The sequence below is a fragment of the Pseudoalteromonas sp. JB197 genome (assembly GCF_002332205.1).
Taxonomy (GTDB): domain Bacteria; phylum Pseudomonadota; class Gammaproteobacteria; order Enterobacterales; family Alteromonadaceae; genus Pseudoalteromonas; species Pseudoalteromonas nigrifaciens.
In genome coordinates, this window is record NZ_NRGZ01000001.1 from 1,558,905 (window position 1) to 1,577,411 (window position 18,507).

The 18,507-nt window shown below is 40.1% G+C and carries 11 protein-coding genes and 4 pseudogenes; 11 read left to right on the forward strand and 4 right to left on the reverse strand.

Features of this window, described 5'->3' with window-relative positions:
* The first annotated feature begins 70 nt into the window (after positions 1-70).
* From aceK to CIK86_RS07380, 3 genes are all read left to right on the forward strand, one after another.
* The gene (gene aceK / locus CIK86_RS07370; RefSeq protein WP_011328496.1) at positions 71-1,786 is read left to right on the forward strand and encodes a bifunctional isocitrate dehydrogenase kinase/phosphatase; all 1,716 of its coding nucleotides are present in this window, start codon (positions 71-73) and stop codon (positions 1,784-1,786) included.
* Between the two features lie 17 nt (positions 1,787-1,803).
* Positions 1,804-2,742, forward strand: coding sequence for a LysR family transcriptional regulator (locus CIK86_RS07375; protein WP_086994945.1), 939 nt, complete (start codon positions 1,804-1,806; stop codon positions 2,740-2,742).
* A 173-nt stretch (positions 2,743-2,915) separates the two neighbouring features.
* The gene (locus CIK86_RS07380) at positions 2,916-3,359 is read left to right on the forward strand and encodes a PA2169 family four-helix-bundle protein (protein ID WP_011328498.1); all 444 of its coding nucleotides are present in this window, start codon (positions 2,916-2,918) and stop codon (positions 3,357-3,359) included.
* A 120-nt stretch (positions 3,360-3,479) separates the two neighbouring features.
* Here the strand turns inward: CIK86_RS07380 and CIK86_RS07385 are convergent.
* Both CIK86_RS07385 and CIK86_RS07390 read right to left on the reverse strand, forming a co-directional pair.
* Positions 3,480-4,541: pseudogene (locus CIK86_RS07385) on the reverse strand (TonB-dependent receptor); the annotation flags it as partial.
* A pseudogene (locus CIK86_RS07390) lies at positions 4,537-5,100 on the reverse strand (LysR family transcriptional regulator); the annotation flags it as partial. The pseudogenes CIK86_RS07390 and CIK86_RS07385, both read right to left, overlap by 5 nt.
* A 119-nt stretch (positions 5,101-5,219) precedes the next feature.
* On the opposite strand from CIK86_RS07390, the pseudogene CIK86_RS07395 reads away from it, so the two are divergent.
* The 8 genes and pseudogenes from CIK86_RS07395 to CIK86_RS07430 all read left to right on the forward strand — a co-directional run bounded on the left by CIK86_RS07395 (position 5,220) and on the right by CIK86_RS07430 (position 14,117).
* Positions 5,220-5,869, forward strand: a pseudogene (locus CIK86_RS07395) (peroxiredoxin-like family protein).
* Positions 5,869-6,629: pseudogene (locus CIK86_RS07400) on the forward strand (haloacid dehalogenase type II). The pseudogenes CIK86_RS07395 and CIK86_RS07400 overlap by 1 nt, the downstream one beginning before the upstream one ends.
* A gap of 225 nt (positions 6,630-6,854) precedes the next feature.
* The gene (locus CIK86_RS07405; protein ID WP_086994942.1) at positions 6,855-7,463 is read left to right on the forward strand and encodes a PilZ domain-containing protein; all 609 of its coding nucleotides are present in this window, start codon (positions 6,855-6,857) and stop codon (positions 7,461-7,463) included.
* A gap of 57 nt (positions 7,464-7,520) precedes the next feature.
* The gene (locus CIK86_RS07410) at positions 7,521-8,576 is read left to right on the forward strand and encodes an agmatine deiminase family protein (protein ID WP_086994939.1); all 1,056 of its coding nucleotides are present in this window, start codon (positions 7,521-7,523) and stop codon (positions 8,574-8,576) included.
* Positions 8,573-9,466, forward strand: coding sequence for a carbon-nitrogen hydrolase (locus CIK86_RS07415; protein ID WP_086994936.1), 894 nt, complete (start codon positions 8,573-8,575; stop codon positions 9,464-9,466). Before CIK86_RS07410 ends, CIK86_RS07415 begins: the two co-directional genes overlap by 4 nt.
* A gap of 61 nt (positions 9,467-9,527) precedes the next feature.
* Entirely contained in the window at positions 9,528-13,001 is a 3,474-nt protein-coding gene (gene mfd / locus CIK86_RS07420; RefSeq protein WP_086994933.1) for a transcription-repair coupling factor, read from the forward strand.
* The gene (locus CIK86_RS07425; RefSeq protein ID WP_086994930.1) at positions 13,001-13,837 is read left to right on the forward strand and encodes a peptidoglycan binding protein CsiV; all 837 of its coding nucleotides are present in this window, start codon (positions 13,001-13,003) and stop codon (positions 13,835-13,837) included. Before mfd ends, CIK86_RS07425 begins: the two co-directional genes overlap by 1 nt.
* Positions 13,838-13,862: 25 nt before the next feature.
* Positions 13,863-14,117 carry a DUF3862 domain-containing protein gene (locus CIK86_RS07430; protein ID WP_086994927.1) on the forward strand — a complete coding sequence of 85 codons (255 nt, stop codon included), beginning with the start codon at positions 13,863-13,865 and terminating at the stop codon, positions 14,115-14,117.
* A 50-nt stretch (positions 14,118-14,167) separates the two neighbouring features.
* Here CIK86_RS07430 and CIK86_RS07435 read toward each other — a convergent pair whose 3' ends face one another.
* Both CIK86_RS07435 and CIK86_RS07440 read right to left on the reverse strand, forming a co-directional pair.
* A complete protein-coding gene (locus tag CIK86_RS07435; RefSeq protein ID WP_086994924.1) occupies positions 14,168-15,535 on the reverse strand; it encodes a hypothetical protein in 1,368 nt (455 codons plus the stop codon).
* Positions 15,536-15,639: 104 nt separating this feature from the next.
* Complete coding sequence (locus CIK86_RS07440; protein WP_086994921.1) at positions 15,640-18,087, reverse strand: TonB-dependent receptor; 2,448 nt, start codon at positions 18,085-18,087, stop codon at positions 15,640-15,642.
* Positions 18,088-18,507 lie beyond the last annotated feature (420 nt).

Sequence of the window (18,507 nt, forward strand, 5' to 3'; positions counted from 1 at the left end):
TTTTAAATCGAGAATAACATACTCTTAACAACGATAGAGTATAAGCTCTAGCGTCTAATAAGGAGTAATGATGCAGCCTCGTCATATTGCTGAATTAATTTTAACGGGCTTTAAAAAGCACTACCTGTTATTTCAAAAAACCACGGCAAAAGCACCGCTGGCGTTTGCTAAAAGAGACTGGCAAGCAATTAATGATATAAGCCGATTACGTATTAGCCATTATGATGATCGGGTTAACGAAACCACCGCCACACTTCGACAACAACAAACCGAACAACTCGACGAACAACTGTGGTTAGAAGTAAAAAAGCTCTATCAACATTTTTTATGTTTCCATCCTCAAGCTGAGCTTGCCGAAACTTTTTATAACTCGGTATTTTGCCGCCTGTATCATCGCCGTTATTTTCATAACGACTTTATTTTTGTAGAAGCCACTCTAAAAGATGCGCCTGCAGTGCCCGTAGAAGCTGAGTATCGCAGCTATTTTCCTGTAGTTGACGGCCTAAAGCCCACAATTAAACAAATCATTAATCACTTTGATTTTAAAGCCCCCTTTGTAAATTTAGAACGAGACATACGACTGCTGGTAAAAGCATTTTATAAACAAGCGCCCGATACGCACCATAAAGCATGGCAAATGCGCTTTGATATACTACACACCCCATTTTACCGTAACAAAGCCGCCTATATTGTAGGGCGAGTGGTATCGCAAAGCGGCGTACAGCCGTTTATTATTGCAGTACTACACCATGAAGATAAAGGCTTGTACCTAGACGCACTACTTACTAAATCGTCGCAAATGCGAGTTATTTTTGGTTTTGCGCGTGCCTACTTTATGGTAGAAACCCATGCGCCTTGCGCATTAGTGCGATTTTTAAACCAATTAATGCCCAATAAAACCATAGCTGAGCTCTACAACGCTATTGGCTTTCATAAACAAGGTAAAACCGAGTTTTACCGTGAGTTTTTAAATCATTTAACTCACTCTAACGACGAGTTTACTATCGCCCCTGGTACACCAGGCATGGTGATGATGGTATTTACCCTGCCCTCATTCGGCTATGTATTTAAAGTTATTAAAGATAAATTTGGCGAAAGTAAACCTTTTGGTCGTGATACCGTGTTAAAGCGCTACCAGTTAGTTAAAAAACACGATCGGGTTGGCCGCATGGCCGACACCATAGAGTATTCTAACGTCGTATTTCCTTTAGCGCGGTTTGATAGTAACTTGTTGCAGCAGTTGCACCAAACCATTGGTTCATCCATGGTAATTGAAGGCGACTGGCTAATTATCAAACATTTATATATTGAGCGACGCATGACACCGCTTAATCTATTTTTAGAAAATGCCGATGATGCCAGTGCCGCCGACGCGATTGAAGAGTACGGCCAGGCACTAAAAGAAATGATTGCTGTTAATATATTTCCCGGCGACATGCTGTTAAAAAACTTTGGTGTTAGTAAACACAAACGCATTATTTTTTATGATTACGATGAAGTGCAATATTTAACCGACATGAATTTTAGAGCACTGCCTAAAGCAAAAACGTATGACGACTACTTAATGGATGAGCAAAGCTATTCGGTTGCGCCGCAAGATGTATTCCCTGAGCAACTTTGCACCTTTGTAATGCCTAACCCAATCTATAAGCAGTTTTTAATGAGCACACATCCAGAGCTTATTGATGTTAACTTTTGGAAGCAAGCACAGCAAAATATTAAAAATGGTCAGGTTAGTCATATTTATCCATACCCGACAGCACAACGTTTTATCCATCACTGGTAAAGCGTTAAGGACACACAATGAATATAAGTAAAATAGATTTAAATTTACTGGTTTATCTCGATACTTTATTGCGCGAATGTAATGTTACCCGCGCAGCAAACCGGTTAAGTATTACTCAACCTGCCATGAGCAATGGCTTAAAGCGCCTTCGTAACTTATTTAACGATCCTATTTTAGTACGCACCAGCGATGGCATGGTACCCACAGAGCGCGCGTTAGAGTTACAACCCGTTATTCGCGGTATATTAATGACCCTAGAGGAAACACTTGCGCCTAATCGTGAGTTTGAAGCAAGCCAAAGTAAGCGCGTATTTAGAATAATGGCCAGTGACTATGCGGCCAGTACCTTAGCGCCCAAGCTATTAAGTAAATTACACGCAGAAGCCCCCGACACCACCTTAGATATACTCACCCCTAGTGATGTGACCTTTCATGATGTGGAAAATGGCAAAGTGGATATGGCAATCAATCGCTTTGAAAACCTACCGCAATCGTTTCATCATAAACGCATTTGGAAAGACAGTTTTTGCTGTTTAGTTAAATCCGATAACCCGATTATTGACAATTTTAGCCTAGAGAGCTACTTAAAAGCACGCCATATTTGGGTAAGTAAAACCGGTTTTGGTGTAGGCGTAGGAATGGATCCTAAAGATGTGCAAAAACTCGGCTGGGTTGATGAAGCACTCGCTCATTTTGGTAAACACCGTAATATTGCCACCTTTACCCGTAACTATCATGTGGCAGTACATTTAGCCAAAGTACAAAACTTAATAGCAACATTGCCCTCCAAAGCAGCTAACATTTATATAGACGATCCTAGTCTTAAAATATTAGAACCTCCTTTTCCTATTCAACCGTTTGAGTTAGATATGATTTGGAGCCCGTTGTTACATCGCGATGCTAGTCATATTTGGTTACGTCAAAAAGTAGCCGAAGTTGCTGAAGAACTTAAGTAATACCGTTACAAAAGCTTTGTAAAATTTGCTTACTTAATCTAACAAGTAAGCAAACATCATCCTAAAAATACATTTATACCAATAAAAACAAATGATTACGAAAGTATTTATAGTGGAACAACCTTTGCTTTTATATAAATGAACATTTAATTTCATTTATAAGAGAGGTCATTATGAACACCCATCAAAGTAATGAAGTAAATCATATTTCTGACATCATCCAAGTAATGAATAGTGGTATAGATTTTTACGAAAAAGCCCAACAGAACGTAAAAGATCCCGCTGTTGCCGCCCTTTTCCAGCGCATGATTGATGCACGTAAGGTAACCGTTGAACGCTTACAACCTTTTGCTGTTAATGAACAAGGCGAACGTGAGGATGGCTCATCATTTGCGGTAGAAGCGCGCCGTGCTTACACTGCGCTTATCACTAAATTTAGCAGCAATAACGACGATACGTATATTAAAGAGCTAGAAGAAGTTGAGGATAAAACCCTCGAAGAAATTAAAGATGCAATGAAAAAACCACAACCCGCAGACTGCGAAGCTGTACTAGCTAAAGCATTACTAACAATGCAAAGCTGTCATGCTGAAATGAGCCGAATGAAAAAGCAGTAAGTAGCCTAAATTCTGGATAATAACTCAACCTAAAGCTGAGTTCAGGTTAAACAATTAAAAAAGCCCAGCATTCTTAAATGCTGGGCTTTATATTAAGTATAAAAATGGGAGTATCTATAATTAAAAGCGGTATTCTGCACCTAGGTAGTAATACGCACCGTTAAAGCCAAATGGGGCTGAACGGCGAGAGTATTTAAATACCCCTGGGCTGCTTACAATGGTATTGCCTTGGGCGTCTACAATAGTACCAGTACGTGAATTACCTATAGTATTTTCATCTGGGTAGACATCAAATAAGTTATTTGCGCCAATATTTACCGATAAGTTCTCAGTTATAAAGTAATTTACTTTAACATCAGTTAATATTTCGGCACCGTAAGTCTGGCGGCCGCCATCTTCTACTGTGTACTCACCAAAGCGATTAAGTGACAAATTAACTGTCCAGTCATCACGTTGGTAAAGCGCACTTAAGTTAATGCGATCCTCTGGTTGCCATTCTTCAATAATCGAAATTTCTTGGTCAGAGAACACGTCCTCAACCGGTACTGTTTCTAAACCTGAACCTGCCGGGGTAAATAACGACACCACATCGGTTTTAGTAAAGTTAGCTGCTAAGGTAAAATCAAGCGTACCGCCTAACCCTTCAGTGTTCCAGGTAGCAACAAAGTCAATACCTTGCGTTTCTGTATCAGCACCATTTAAAAAGAACTGACCCGCACCAGCACCTGAGCTTATTAATGCAGCGTCAAGACTTGGCGACAACCCTTTACCTAAACGATTACTGATAACTATACGATCGTCTATATCAATTGAGTAATAGTCGAGCGTTACGTTAATGTTGTCTGTTACGTTATACACTATACCTAAGCTGCGGTTTTGCGACTTTTCTTCTGTTAGTTTTGGAATACCTAAGCTTTGCGCTAATGTTGAGTCGTTTCTAAAAGTACCGACTTCTTCGGCAACTAAGTTGCCAGTAACATCATCAACAACAAACTGAGTACTGATATTATTAAAATACAGCTGCTGCATTGACGGCGCTCTAAAACCTGAGCTTAATGCACCACGCAGTGATATATCGTCAGTAATCGACCAGTTACCCGCTAGTTTAAAGTTAACCGTATCACCAAAGCCTTTATAATTATCGTAGCGCAGTGCGCCCGATAAAATAACGTCTTCAATAATGCGCCGCAAGCTCGGTTAAATTACTTGGCATACCCTGTTTATTTATATAGCTAGGCGCTGCACATAACACACGGCTATTATTGACTATTTTACGCGACAACATGCCAGAGTCGTTAAACTGCCCTACTCTTATAGCCACATCTTGAGCATCATCAACCACATTAATAAAGTGGTCCGTAATTAAAAAGTCGAGTTTTAATTGAGGATATTCACTTTCAAACTCGCTGAGCTTAGGCATAACATACTTAGAAAAAATCCACGGTGGCATAGTTACCCTTAGCAACCCACTCGCAGTTGAGCTGCGAGCACCTATACTATGCTCTGCATCGTGCAGTGCCTCAATAATAGCGCCCACACGCGTGTAAAACACCTCTCCTGCAGGCGATAAACGTACTCGCCGACTATCCCTAAAGACTAAAACAGTAGACAACTCTCGCTCTAATTTACTAAGGCGATGGCTCACTGTTGCTGGCGATAAACCTTGCTCGCGCGCAGCGGCAAGTACACCTTTATTCTCTACTACGGCTATAAAAGTTTCTAAATCACTTATGTTATACATAAAAAGCTACTTTGGGTTTTCAATGTTTAATATTTTCGAATGAAGCTTTCACTTTTGCAATCTATATTTAAATAACTAAAACTATATAATCTAACGTAACTTAATTATTGAGGTTATATATGAGTTTAAAAGCGCAAATTGATGCCTATAACGTGCAAAAAGAAGCAAAGCTCCCTGCAGATGTTATAGCACTAATGAATACGACAAACGCAGAGCTTATTGCCCAGCACATTAAAGATAATGCATTACAGGTAGGGCAAAAAGTTACCAATTTTAGCTTGGCTAATCATCAAGAGAACACGGTTGAACTTGCGACATTATTAAAACAAGGCCCAGTAATTATTAGCTTTTACCGTGGTGGCTGGTGCCCTTATTGCAATTTAGAGTTAAAAGCCCTGAATGATTACTTACCACAATTTAAAGCGCAAAATGCACAGTTAATTGCCATTTCACCACAACTTCCTGATGAAACACTGTCAACGGCGCAAAAAAACGACCTTGAATTTGATGTACTTTCAGATGTAAGTAATAAAATAGCCAAGCAGTTCGGTTTATTGTTTACACTCGATGAGCGTATTCAAGCGTTATATACCGAATTTGGTATTGATTTGAGCACTACTACGGCGATAAAAGCTTTCAACTACCACTACCGGCCACTTATGTTATTAATCAACAAGGTGTGATCACTTACGCATTTGTAACTGAAGACTACACCCTACGCGCTGAACCTTTTGATGTATTAAACGCTTTAAAATCTGAGAGTAAATAATGTCTGTATTAACATCCCTAAAAACCCTAACCCTTTCATTAATTTTAGGCGCAAGCCTATTATCTGGAGATACTATGGCCGAACAAACCTCAAATAAACCTAAAGTGTTAATTTTTGACGTTAACGAAACACTCCTTGATCTAGATTCAATGCGCGCTTCTATAGGCGAAGCACTTGGTGGGCGAGAGGATTTATTACCATTGTGGTTTTCTACTATGCTACACCACTCGTTGGTATCAACTGTAATTGGCGATTACCAAGACTTTGGCCAAATTGGCGTGGCGTCATTATAATGGTGGCACAAAACAACAATATTAATATTACCAGCGAGCAAGCAAAAACCGCGATTGTTACACCATTATTAACACTGCCTCCACACGCAGACGTAAAAGCAGGTTTAGCTGCATTAAGAGCACAAGGTTATAAGCTGGTTAGCCTAACAAACTCTTCAAATAAAGGCGTACAAGCACAATTTGAAAGCGCTGGTTTAACCCATTATTTTGACGAGCGCTACAGCATTGAAGATATTAAAGTGTACAAGCCTGATTTACGTGCGTACCAATGGGTACTTAAAAAACTTAATGTAAAACCAAATGAAGCCATGATGGTTGCAGCACATGGTTGGGACGTAGCCGGCGCAAAAGCAGCCGGTTTACAAACCACTTTTATTGCACGCCCAGGTAAAGCACTTTACCCACTGGCTAAAAAACCAGATCATGTTGTAAAAAACTTACATGAGTTAACCGAGCTGCTTAAATAACCTGATGTAATGGTCTCCTCCCCATACGGCATCTATGTGCCATGATTAAAGTGGTAAAAATTAATCAATACCCCAGCGGCCAATGTTAGGATAACGTTGGCCGTTTTTTTATATTTATAAAATGAATATAAATAAAGTATTCAAGCAGTTATTCAAAATAACATATATTCTAGTAATTTAGCACTAAGGGCGCTATTATTACTTAAATGTGTTGCGGAGAGTGCTATGAACAGTCAAAGATTAAGTGAGTTTGAACAATATTTTCAAATTGATGAAAGTAACCGTGTAAACCTATACATAGTTGATGATAACGCCGTTCCAAAAAACCTTACCCAGTTAGACGCAGACATTCCCCCTTTATTTAAACTCGCTAATGAAGTAAGTAGCTTAGAGCAAAGCGCGCTTGGACCACTGCGTAATTTAGGTGATGTTGCCCAAGAGCTAGCAGTTTTTTTACAAGCGCAATCACGTAAAATAGACTTAATAATGAGCCATGTTCTCTCCTCAGAGCAAAGCGAAGATAACGCTATTTATTGCGATAGTTATGGCGGCGGTGGCGTAAAATTTACAACAGAGGATGTTTATTCTTTAGGGCAAAAGTTTCGGACTAAACTTTTTTTACACCATGAAGCGTCTGCTGTTTATTGCTATACCGAAGTCGTTGCAATTAAAAAAATCGATACCGAGCATTACCAATACACTTTACTCTTTATAGCCATAAGAGACAGCGACCAAGAACTAGTCGTTAGAGCCAGTTTGCATGCGCAAACCCGACAACTAAAAAAACGCCAGCAATTAGAGCAATCACAAAACATGCAAGCAGATGATAAATAGCTGACATGTACACTCAAACTGCTAAACTAGCGCTACCTTAATTTGTATCAATTACTCATGAATTTTAGACTTTTACCAGAATGGGCCGAGCAAGACGCTGTTATGCTAACTTGGCCGCATAAAAACACCGATTGGGCTGAAAACTTAGCACGCGTTGAGCCTGTGTATGTAGCGCTTGCAAAACATATTACCGCAGTACAACAGTTAGTTATTGTAGCGCACAGTGAGCCTGTAAAAGAGCATGTTATTGCGCTATTGCACGCCGCCAACGTCCCCTTAAACTGTGTTCACTTTGTAGTTACACCAACAAATGATACATGGGCACGCGATCACGGCCCCCTTACTTGCGCCGCTATAAATAACCCTAATCAGCTTAAAGTGTATGATTTTACCTTTAACGGTTGGGGCAATAAATTTGCAAGTAATTTAGATAATCAAATAAACCGTGTTTTAGTCAATGAGCTTAGCGATACAAATAATGACTACCAAGCAGTAGATATGGTGCTTGAAGGCGGTGGCATTGAAATAAACGAACACGGCGTACTACTTACTACCAGTGAATGTTTGCTCAATAAAAACCGCAACCCAAATTTAACCCCAAGTGACATTGCAACACTGTTAAAACAGCACTTAGGAGCAACTGACTTTTTATGGGTTAAGCATGGTTATTTAGCGGGCGACGACACCGACAGCCACATAGACACGCTAGTTCGCTTTGCACCAAACAATACTCTTGTTTATTTACAGTGCGACGATAAAACCGATGAGCATTACAACGCGCTGCATGCGATGGAAAAACAGCTTCAAGGCTTTAAAACTACCGATAACACCCCATATAATTTAATTGCCTTACCTTGGCCCAAAGCAGTGTATGACGATGAGCAAACACGTTTGCCTGCCACCTATGCTAACTACTTAATTATTAATAATACGGTATTAGTACCAACGTACGATGATGTAAGCGATAAGCTCGCCTTAGCGCAAATTCAACAAGCGTACCCAGAGCACACAATAGTGGGCATTAATTGCCTACCTATTATTGAACAATTTGGCAGTTTGCACTGTATAACAATGCAACTCCCACGTGGATTTTTAACTGGAGCAGCTCAATGACCAGCCCTGCAAAATTAACCGTTGCACTCGTACAACAAAGCAATAGCGATAATGCTGAGCAAAATATGGCAAAGTCGATTGCCGCAATTCGTGAAGCAGCCAGCAAAGGCGCTAAATTAGTTGTGCTGCAAGAGCTACACCGTAGCCTGTACTTTTGCCAAACCGAAGATGTAGACGTGTTTGATTTAGCCGAAACCATTCCAGGCCCAAGCACGCATACTTTAGGTGAGCTGGCAAAAGAGTTAAGCATTGTAATTGTGGCGTCGTTATTTGAAAAACGTGCTACCGGCCTTTATCACAATACCGCTGTAGTACTTGAAAATGACGGCAGTATTGCCGGTAAATACCGTAAAATGCATATTCCCGATGACCCTGGTTTTTACGAAAAATTTTACTTTACTCCAGGCGATTTAGGCTTTGAGCCAATTCAAACCTCAGTAGGTAAATTGGGCGTATTAGTATGTTGGGATCAGTGGTTTCCTGAAGCTGCACGCTTAATGGCAATGGCCGGTGCTGAGCTACTTATTTATCCAACTGCAATAGGCTGGGATCCGCGTGATGATAGCGATGAACAAACCCGCCAAAAAGATGCGTGGGTTATTAGCCAGCGCGCCCATGCGATTGCCAATGGTGTACCGGTAATTAGTTGTAACCGCGTTGGAGTCGAGCAAGACCCAAGTGAGCAAAGCGAAGGGATTCAATTTTGGGGGAACTCTTTTATTGCAGGGCCACAAGGTGAATTACTTGCTGAGGCTAATAATACTGACGAGCAAATTTTAGTAATTGAGCTTGATCAACAGCGCAGCGAAAACGTAAGACGTATTTGGCCGTATTTGCGCGACCGCAGAATTGATCACTACCAAGACTTAACAAAAATTTACCGCGATTAAATAAAATTACTTGGCCCTTATTACATAATAAATTAGGGCCAATTTATAAATGGAGTAATAAATGGCGTTTGAGCAATGGGCAGCCTTGCCTTGGGTGAAATCTCAAAAAGATAAAATTCAATGGGGGCAACTTAGCGGCAGCGGTTTAAGCATTGCTATTGCTGAGGGTGTAAAACAACAAGACAATTTAGTATTAATTGTAACCCCAGACACGCCAAGCGCCCTGCGCCTTGAAACCGAGCTAGAATATTTATTGCCCGACAACCCGGTAATGATATTTCCTGACTGGGAAACCCTACCTTACGACCATTTTTCTCCTCATCAAGATATTATTTCTGCCCGTTTAGCCACTTTAAATACGCTCAAAAACGAGCAACAAAGTGTTTTAATTGTCCCTGTTTCTACCTTAATGCTGCGCACCGCCCCGGCTTCGTTTATTTATGGGTCCACAATTAACTTTAAGGTGGGTGATAAGCTCGATACTCATAATTTCAGAAATAATTTAGAACAAGCGGGTTATTTAAACGTACAGCAAGTAATGGAGCACGGCGAGTACGCCATTCGCGGCTCTATTGTCGACTTATACCCTATGGGCAGCCCGCATCCTTTTAGACTCGACTTTTTTGACGACGAGCTCGACAGCATTCGTTTATTTGATGTTGAAACCCAGCGCTCAGATGAAAAAGTAGATAAAATTGAACTGCTCCCGGCACACGAATTTCCCACTAACGAAGCCGACATTGAACGCTTTAGAATAGCGTACCGTGAGAAGTTTGGTGCCAGCGCGCAGCAAGATTCTGTTTACATGCAAGTGAGTAAAGGTAATTGGCCCGCCGGTATAGAATATTATATGCCACTGTTTTTCGAGCAACTGGCCACTATTTTTGATTACCTACCTGAAACCACAACGGTAATGCAGCTCGGTGATTTAGAACATGCCGCCGATAATTTTTGGCATGACGTAAACGTGCGCTATGAAAACCGCCGCGTAGACCCACTGCGTCCATTATTAGAGCCAAGCGCGCTGTATCAACCCATTAATGAATTGTTTGCTAATTTAGGGAATTATGCGCGTATTCGCTTATCTCAAGCAAAACTAGGTACAAAAGCAGGCAATAAAAATTTAACTGTTAGTGAATTACCTGTTATTCGCATTGATCATAAACAAAGCGAACCTTACGGTGCGTTTATAAACTATGTAGCGGCGCAAAAAAAGCAAAAAGGCCGTATTTTACTAAGCGTAGAGTCGGATGGCCGGCGCGAGTCATTACTGGGAGTATTAAAACCTAGCGGCTTAAAGTTTAAAGAATTTACTAGTTTTGAGCAGTTTACAAAAAGCCAAAGCGATGTTGGCCTAATTGTTAGCCCACTGGAGCAAAGTGTTGTATTAGGTACTAAACCTAGTTTATCTATTATCACCGAACAAGAACTGCTTGGCATAAAAGTATCGCAGCGCCGTCGCCGTAAGCATAAATACCAAGCCAGCCAAGATGCACTAATTCGTAACTTAGCCGAACTTAAAGAAGGCCAACCTATTGTACATCTTGATCACGGCGTTGGTCGCTATCAAGGTTTGCAAACCATAGATGCCGCAGGCATTATCACCGAATTTGTTACCATTACTTACGCCAGTGAAGCAAAACTGTATGTACCGGTTTCGGCGCTGCATATGCTCAGCCGTTATTCGGGCGGCGAAGAAGCTAGTGCACCACTGCATAAACTTGGCTCAGATGCATGGGACAAAGCTAAAAAACGTGCTGCTGAAAAAGTGCACGATGTAGCCGCTGAGTTACTTGATATTTACGCTCAGCGCCAAGCAAAACCAGGGAATAAATTTACCCTCGATGCCCCAGCTTATCGCCAATTTAGCGACAGCTTCCCGTTTGAAGAAACCGACGATCAACGCAATGCCATTGAAGCCGTATTAGGCGATATGCAATCAAAACAAGCCATGGACCGTTTAGTGTGTGGCGATGTAGGCTTTGGTAAAACCGAAGTCGCCATGCGCGCCGCATTTGTAGCTGTTAACGATAACAAACAAGTAGCTATTTTGGTGCCTACAACATTACTTGCCCAACAACACTTTGAAAACTTTAAAGACCGTTTTGCCGACTTTCCTATTGAGGTAGGTGTATTGTCGCGTTTTAACTCACCTAAAGAGCAAAAAGACACGCTTGAAAAAATGGCCAACGGCAAGCTCGATATTGTCATTGGTACTCATAAGCTGATCCAGGCTGATATTATATTTAACGATTTAGGCTTATTAATTGTTGATGAAGAACATCGCTTTGGGGTGCGCCAAAAGGAGAAGATTAAAGCGCTACGCGCCGATGTCGACATACTCACTTTAACTGCAACGCCTATCCCGCGTACCTTAAATATGGCCATGAGCGGTATGCGCGACTTATCTATTATTGCCACTCCACCTGCAAAGCGTTTAGCAGTAAAAACCTTTGTGCGCCAACGCGATGTAGAATTAATACGTGAAGCGGTACTGCGAGAAATTAAACGCGGTGGCCAAGTTTACTTTTTACATAATAACGTAGAGACAATTGAGCGCGTAGCACAAGAAATAAGTGAATGGGTGCCCGAGGCAAACGTAACCAGTGCACATGGGCAAATGCGCGAGCAAGAGCTTGAGCAAATAATGGCTGACTTTTACCACCAAAAATACAACGTATTAGTGTGTACCACTATAATAGAAACCGGTATTGACATACCAACTGCTAACACCATAATTATGGATAGAGCCGACAAACTAGGTTTAGCGCAGTTACACCAATTACGTGGACGTGTTGGTCGCAGCCATCACCAAGCTTATGCCTACTTATTAACAGGCGATCCTAAAGCTCTTTCTAAAGATGCAAGCAAACGCTTACAAGCAATAGAGTCATTAGAAGACTTAGGCGCAGGTTTTGCACTAGCAACCCACGATTTAGAAATTCGTGGTGCGGGTGAACTTTTAGGTGATGATCAATCAGGACAAATGCAAACCATTGGCTTTAGCTTATACATGGAAATGCTTGAACAAGCAGTAAAAGCATTGCGAGAAGGCAAAGAGCCCACCCTTGAAAACCTCTTGCAAAAACAAACTGAGGTAGACTTAAAGCTACCGGCTTTATTACCCGATGATTATATTTACGATGTGAACGCACGTTTAGGTATGTACAAGCGCGTTGCTAGTTGTGCTAATGTTGCCGATATGGACGAATTGCAGGTAGAATTAATCGACCGCTTTGGCTTATTACCCGACGCGGCTAAAAACCTCTTTAGCCTGCAGCAATTAAAAATGCGAGCAAGTGATTTAGGTATAACAAAAATTGAGGCAAACCCGAAAGGTGGTTACTTTGAATTTAGCCAAAACACTAAGGTTAATCCTAGCTTCATCATAGGCTTGATACAAAGTGCACCGCGCGTGTACAAAATGGATGGCGCAAATAAACTGCGCTTTGTTATTAGCGAGGCAAATGCCCGCGAACGCTTGAAAATGGTCACTGCAATGCTTGCAGATTTCGAAAAAAAGGTTAGCCATTAATGTTGCTAAAAAAATCGCTTATTATTTTATGCTGCTTATTTAGCAGCACCGCAATTGCTGAGCGCTGGTTTGAAGTAGAAGTACTGGTATTTAAACAACGCCCTGCTCCGTACTTACAAGAAGACTTTAGCCTTAAAAAACCAGCTATTGAAGATAAAAACACACTTGATTTACTCACCCCACTTTACACTGAGCAAGCTATGCAAGCGTGTATTGATGGCGATACACGCTTTGAAAAACGCTCTTTTACAGATTCTTTAGTTAACTCAAAACAGCAATCTGGGGTGTGTGATAACAGTATTGATTATTTAAAAAGTTATGAACACCTACCGGTAACACCGCTTGTAGCTGCACAAGATACAATGCAGCAAACATACCTTTTAGCACCAACACAACTGCAATTTAACAGCCAACGCCAAGCCCTAGAGCGCAAAGGGTTAACGCCACTATTACATACTGGCTGGCGTTTTGAAGGGGCAAGTAAGTCGCGTGCACCTAGCATGCATTTAATCGCTGGTGAGCATATTAAAAGTGCAGAGCCTAGCGCCCCAAGTTATGCAAACCCAGACTTTGTTAGTTTGGTTAACTCGCAAGATTCCTTTTTTAATGCACCTAAAGAACCCACTATGAAGTGGGAACTCGACGGTTTATTTAAAATACATTTACGCCATTATTTATACATAACCGCTAATTTCGATATTAGCCAAAAGCACGATAGTGGTGAAATAGAAGCCGCTCGTTTTTCACAATTTAGACGAGTAATAAGTGAAGAAATACACTATTTTGATCACCCTAGAATGGGAATGATCGTCCAAATTAGAAAATTCAAACATTAAGTTATTTAACACATAGGAAATAACAATGAAAAAACTCCTGATTATTGCAGCAACGCTAAGCCTAGCGGCGTGTTCTAAAGTAAATGTTGAGAACTACGAAAAAATAAAAATTGGTATGGATAAATCAGAAGTTGAAGTTTTTTTAGGAAGCGCTGATAACTGCGTAGAAAAAACACTGCATACCAACTGCGTTTGGGGTGACGATGCGAAAAATATCGAAATTATACTCGTATCAAACAAGGTAACTTTATTTACCAAAAAAGGGTTAGCAAACAACTAACGCTAACCCTTTAGAGGAATAACATGGGATGTAACCGGTTACAGCCTTTGTTATTCCTGCTTAGTACCGTCATCAGAGTAAATAAGTTCAATATTAACTATTTTACTGCGGTTCATGGTTATTTTATAACGCTGATACAGCTTTTTATCTCGCTCGGTTAGCACTAATACCATATTTAATTGATAACGCCGCTCTACAGCCTGCTTAGAAACCTTATTACTCTCAAGATGATATAACTTACCCTCACCTTTTTTAAGATAGCGAGAAAACGGCGCAAGGCTAAATTGCAGTGTTTGATGCAAGCTATCGTAACCCGGTAAAAACTCTCGGGCATTTACACGTGTTTCGCTAGCAAAGTGTAACCACTGTGCAGCGAGCTTATTTTGTTGGCGGCGTTTGGAGAAAATAGCACGTACTTCTTTGGGGATTTTTTTAAAGCGCGTATATTCTAACCAAATAAACTGACTCGCTACTTTGTCTTTAGTCACGCTATTTTTAAAAATAAAACGCCACTTAGGCCGCCCACGCACAATAGAGCGCCAAATAATTCGGGTTATATCTTCTTTAAATATTTCGCGAAGGCCATAAATAAGCCCCAATATTAAGATTAATGTTGCTGTAACTTCTGTAAAAGTTGCGCGTGCATTGAGTATAACTATCATCACTAACGCCATAATTACAGCGGTTACCGAGCCCTTAACTAAACGTTTTAAATAACTATTAAGATAGCGAGTTTGGCGGTTTAAAATTACGCCATGTTCAATTAAACGCTGCAATAACCGCATTTTATTAGTAATGCGGTTTGCATCTTTAAGGGTTGATTCTGAATTATATTGTTGCTCTTCTCGATAGCTATTTTCTGACTTACAAAAGTTAACTAAGTCGTTGCGCTCTTTGGCATAGTCACTACTGCGTGGCCCTTCATCTAGCAGTTTTAAAAACGACTGCTCTATTTGCCAACTAAGGTAGTTATCGGCATTGGTGTAAAATGAAATTAGCTTTTCATCTTCAGGGGTATAACGTCTTAGTTTTCTTAATAAGCTTTGGCTTTGCTCGCACAGCTCACCCGCCCGTTGATAAAATTCATCAGGGTCTTCTATTTTGAGGGTTTCTTTAATATCTGCATCAATAGCCAAGCGCACCTGATAACAATACAAATTGAGGTTTTGTCGGTAATCTCGCTGCTCACCTTTGTTTTTACTTACAAAACGGCTTCGCACTAGCGGTAGGTGAATATTATTGGCGTTATAAGCTAAATAAGATTTAAATTGATTATTAAAATAGGATTCTTCACTAAGGGTTTGTGCATTCACGCCCATTTCGTTGGGAATAGAAAAGTATAAATCAAGGCGTTGCTCTGAGCGTTGGCCCAGCTGCGGTTCAATAATAAAAGATAAATTTTCATCTTGCTTTAACAATTAAATCTCCTTGTAATATAGCTCCTTAGTGTACTTGCCTGAAGTATTTTGTTCAATAAAAAAGGCCTAGTAAAAACTAGGCCTTAAAATATTTATTCTGCTAATTAAAATTTAAAATTAACACTCGCAAAAATACGCGAACCAATTACATCGTATATCTCAGGAACTGTTCCCATATCATTACCACCTAATACAGACTCAGGCTCTTTATCAAAGATATTATTCATACCACCAGTAATGCGTAAATCATCACTTACGCTGTAGCTCATAGAAATATCATGATAAACAGTATTGTCAGTGCTAAAGAAGTCACCGTAATACTCGCCATCCATTCCTTTAACGAATCTTGCATTATAAAGAAAGCTTAAAGCTTCGCTTACATCGTAATTTACAGATAGATTCGATTTGATTTTAGCATAGCCACCGATATTGCCATCGATAGTGCCTGTGTAATCAATATCATCTTGTTCAAATTCGATTAAGTATGTTGTATCAAGGTTGATAGCATAGTTATCTGCTTTATATGAGATATTCCAATCAACACCAGATGTTTTTTGCGAGCCAACATTTGTTAATGCTGAACTCATATTTGATAAATCACCTGTTGATGTAATATTGATTGCTGAACATGACTCAAGCGTACCAGCAAAACAACTTCTCATTTCGTTTTGAACGTCTAGACGCGTAATTGCATCAGTTATATCAAACTTCCAGTAATCCATGGTGCTTGATAAGCCATCAGTAATTTCCCATACCATACCAAAAGTAAATGACTTACTTTCTTCTGCTTTAAGGTTTTTGTCACTGGTGTAATTTACTTCGATTTGAGGGTCTTGCTCATTACCCCATGGATCTGCAAGGTAATCGAATGAGCCTGAGTTACCACCAAAAAGCTCAGCAACATTAGGTGCCCTAAAGCCAGTCGCTAATACAGAGCGAACCATAAATTCATCTGTGACGTTCCAAGTTGCACCAAGCTTCCACGTTGTTGCACCACCAAACGTTGAGTAGTTATCGTAACGTGCAGCACCTTCAATTGTTACTGACTCAAGCACTGGCATAGACGCTTCAAAATACACAGACTGTACTGAGTAATCACCTTCAGTTGGATCTTGTTGTGCAGCTGTACTTTCACCACGTTGAGTGATCATATCTGGAGTGTAATAACCACTCTCAAATCTGTTTTCAACACCAATTGCATAACCAATATCGTTATCTGTTAGTGCACTGTAACCTGCAGCTAGGATAAACTGCTCGTTACCACCTTCATTTGACTCAGTGTAAATTGCACCATCTGACACTAACATATCACGATTTAATGCATCGCCAGCAAACCAAAGCGCTTGATTAGCATAAATGCTTTGCTCAACATTACTTGCATGGATAGAATTTTGAACTTTATCCTTAGAATCATTACGGCCATAAGTAGCACTTACATCCCAGCTAGCATCATTGTCTAGTGTACCCATTAATGCAACTGACGCTCTATATGTATCGGTTTTTTGCTCATAAATACGAGGACCAGCATCAACCATTCTACGGCGGTACTCTAAGGTATCTGCAAGTACACCATTACCATCTACAAAAGCACTTGTATAAGCAGCATCTAAATTCGTTGTTTTTAAATCTATGCTTGCTGGCTGTGGCGCAAGTTGTTGAGTCGAATCACGGCGCGTATACATCAAATCAACATTAAATGTTGTATCTGAGTCTAACTCTTTATCAAAGCTAGTAAAAATACTGTACAAGTCATTTGGTGTTTGTGCATAGCTAGAAGTCGAATAATCATAGCCTTTATTGCGGTCTATAAAACCACCATTTCCATCTGGCATTTTACTACCAAGTGTTCCCTCAGGAATATATGATGATTGACCTGGCTCTACAAAGCTTCTGTCTGATTGGATTATTTCGCCGCGGCTTGAATACTGTGCACCTACAACTAAATTACCTTCAGCAATTTGCATTCCGTGTAATAAACTTACACCGTAGTTATTACCATCGCCTTTTGTAGTGCGGCTACCTTCTACATTAACTTCTGAGCCTTCAAAATCTTTTTTTGTTATTATATTAACAACACCAGCGATAGCATCTGAACCATATACTGCAGAAGCACCGTCTTTTAAAATTTCAATAGACTTTATCATTGCAACTGGAATCGTATTTAAATCAACAGACGAATCTGCACCAGTTCCAGATGAAACCATACGACGACCATTTAATAATACTAGGGTACGCTTGGAGCTCATACCACGTAGGTTTACAGTAGCAGTGCCACCTGAACCATTATTACTCGAACCACCTAAGCTCATCCCTGCCGCTGATGGTTGATTAGAAAGCACGTCTGCAACTGATGTATAACCACTCTTTGCAATAAAGTCATCGCCAATAACTGTAATAGGGCTAGCCGTTTCCATATCTGTACGGTTAATACGAGAACCTGTTACTTGAATTTTTTCAATTGATTTTGCCGCTTCGTCAGCCGCTAAAACTTGCACACTTGAGAACATTGGAATAGCAGCGATAACCGCTAAGCCAAGAGTTGATTTTTTCATGGATGAACCCTACTTGTTGAAAATTTACCTAAATGGTAATGCTCACTTTTATAAGAATTGTGAGTCAGAAAACAGCAACTTAGGCGTGATTAACTGAACAAAAACTTAACGAATGGCTAATTAAAAACCAACCGAAAAACACAACACCCAAAAAAGGTACAAACGTTACACTATGTTTCCTTGTTAATTAATAAATACACTTCAAAATCAATACACTAAATGCATTGCGCTACATTAAAAGCACAGGTGAAATCAAACTAATGGACTTTGTAATTAAATGTAATTAACTCAACAATGTACCTTTTACCGGTAATTTAACAAGTTAATCACAGTAGGTTATTAAAACCGTAAAACTAGATGTTAATTGATAACTATATTTATGCGCTTTGAGTAATTAATTAGTCTGATTTAACGCATATA

Excerpts from the sequence above, each read along its gene's own strand:
- aceK (WP_011328496.1), top strand. The coding sequence starts at position 71 with ATGCAGCCTCGTCATATTGCTGAATTAATTTTAACGGGCTTTAAAAAG.
- CIK86_RS07375 (WP_086994945.1), top strand. The coding sequence starts at position 1,804 with ATGAATATAAGTAAAATAGATTTAAATTTACTGGTTTATCTCGATACT.
- CIK86_RS07380 (WP_011328498.1), top strand. The coding sequence starts at position 2,916 with ATGAACACCCATCAAAGTAATGAAGTAAATCATATTTCTGACATCATC.
- CIK86_RS07405 (WP_086994942.1), top strand. The coding sequence starts at position 6,855 with ATGAACAGTCAAAGATTAAGTGAGTTTGAACAATATTTTCAAATTGAT.
- CIK86_RS07410 (WP_086994939.1), top strand. The coding sequence starts at position 7,521 with ATGAATTTTAGACTTTTACCAGAATGGGCCGAGCAAGACGCTGTTATG.
- CIK86_RS07415 (WP_086994936.1), top strand. The coding sequence starts at position 8,573 with ATGACCAGCCCTGCAAAATTAACCGTTGCACTCGTACAACAAAGCAAT.
- mfd (WP_086994933.1), top strand. The coding sequence starts at position 9,528 with ATGGCGTTTGAGCAATGGGCAGCCTTGCCTTGGGTGAAATCTCAAAAA.
- CIK86_RS07425 (WP_086994930.1), top strand. The coding sequence starts at position 13,001 with ATGTTGCTAAAAAAATCGCTTATTATTTTATGCTGCTTATTTAGCAGC.
- CIK86_RS07430 (WP_086994927.1), top strand. The coding sequence starts at position 13,863 with ATGAAAAAACTCCTGATTATTGCAGCAACGCTAAGCCTAGCGGCGTGT.
- CIK86_RS07440 (WP_086994921.1), bottom strand. The coding sequence starts at position 18,087 with ATGAAAAAATCAACTCTTGGCTTAGCGGTTATCGCTGCTATTCCAATG.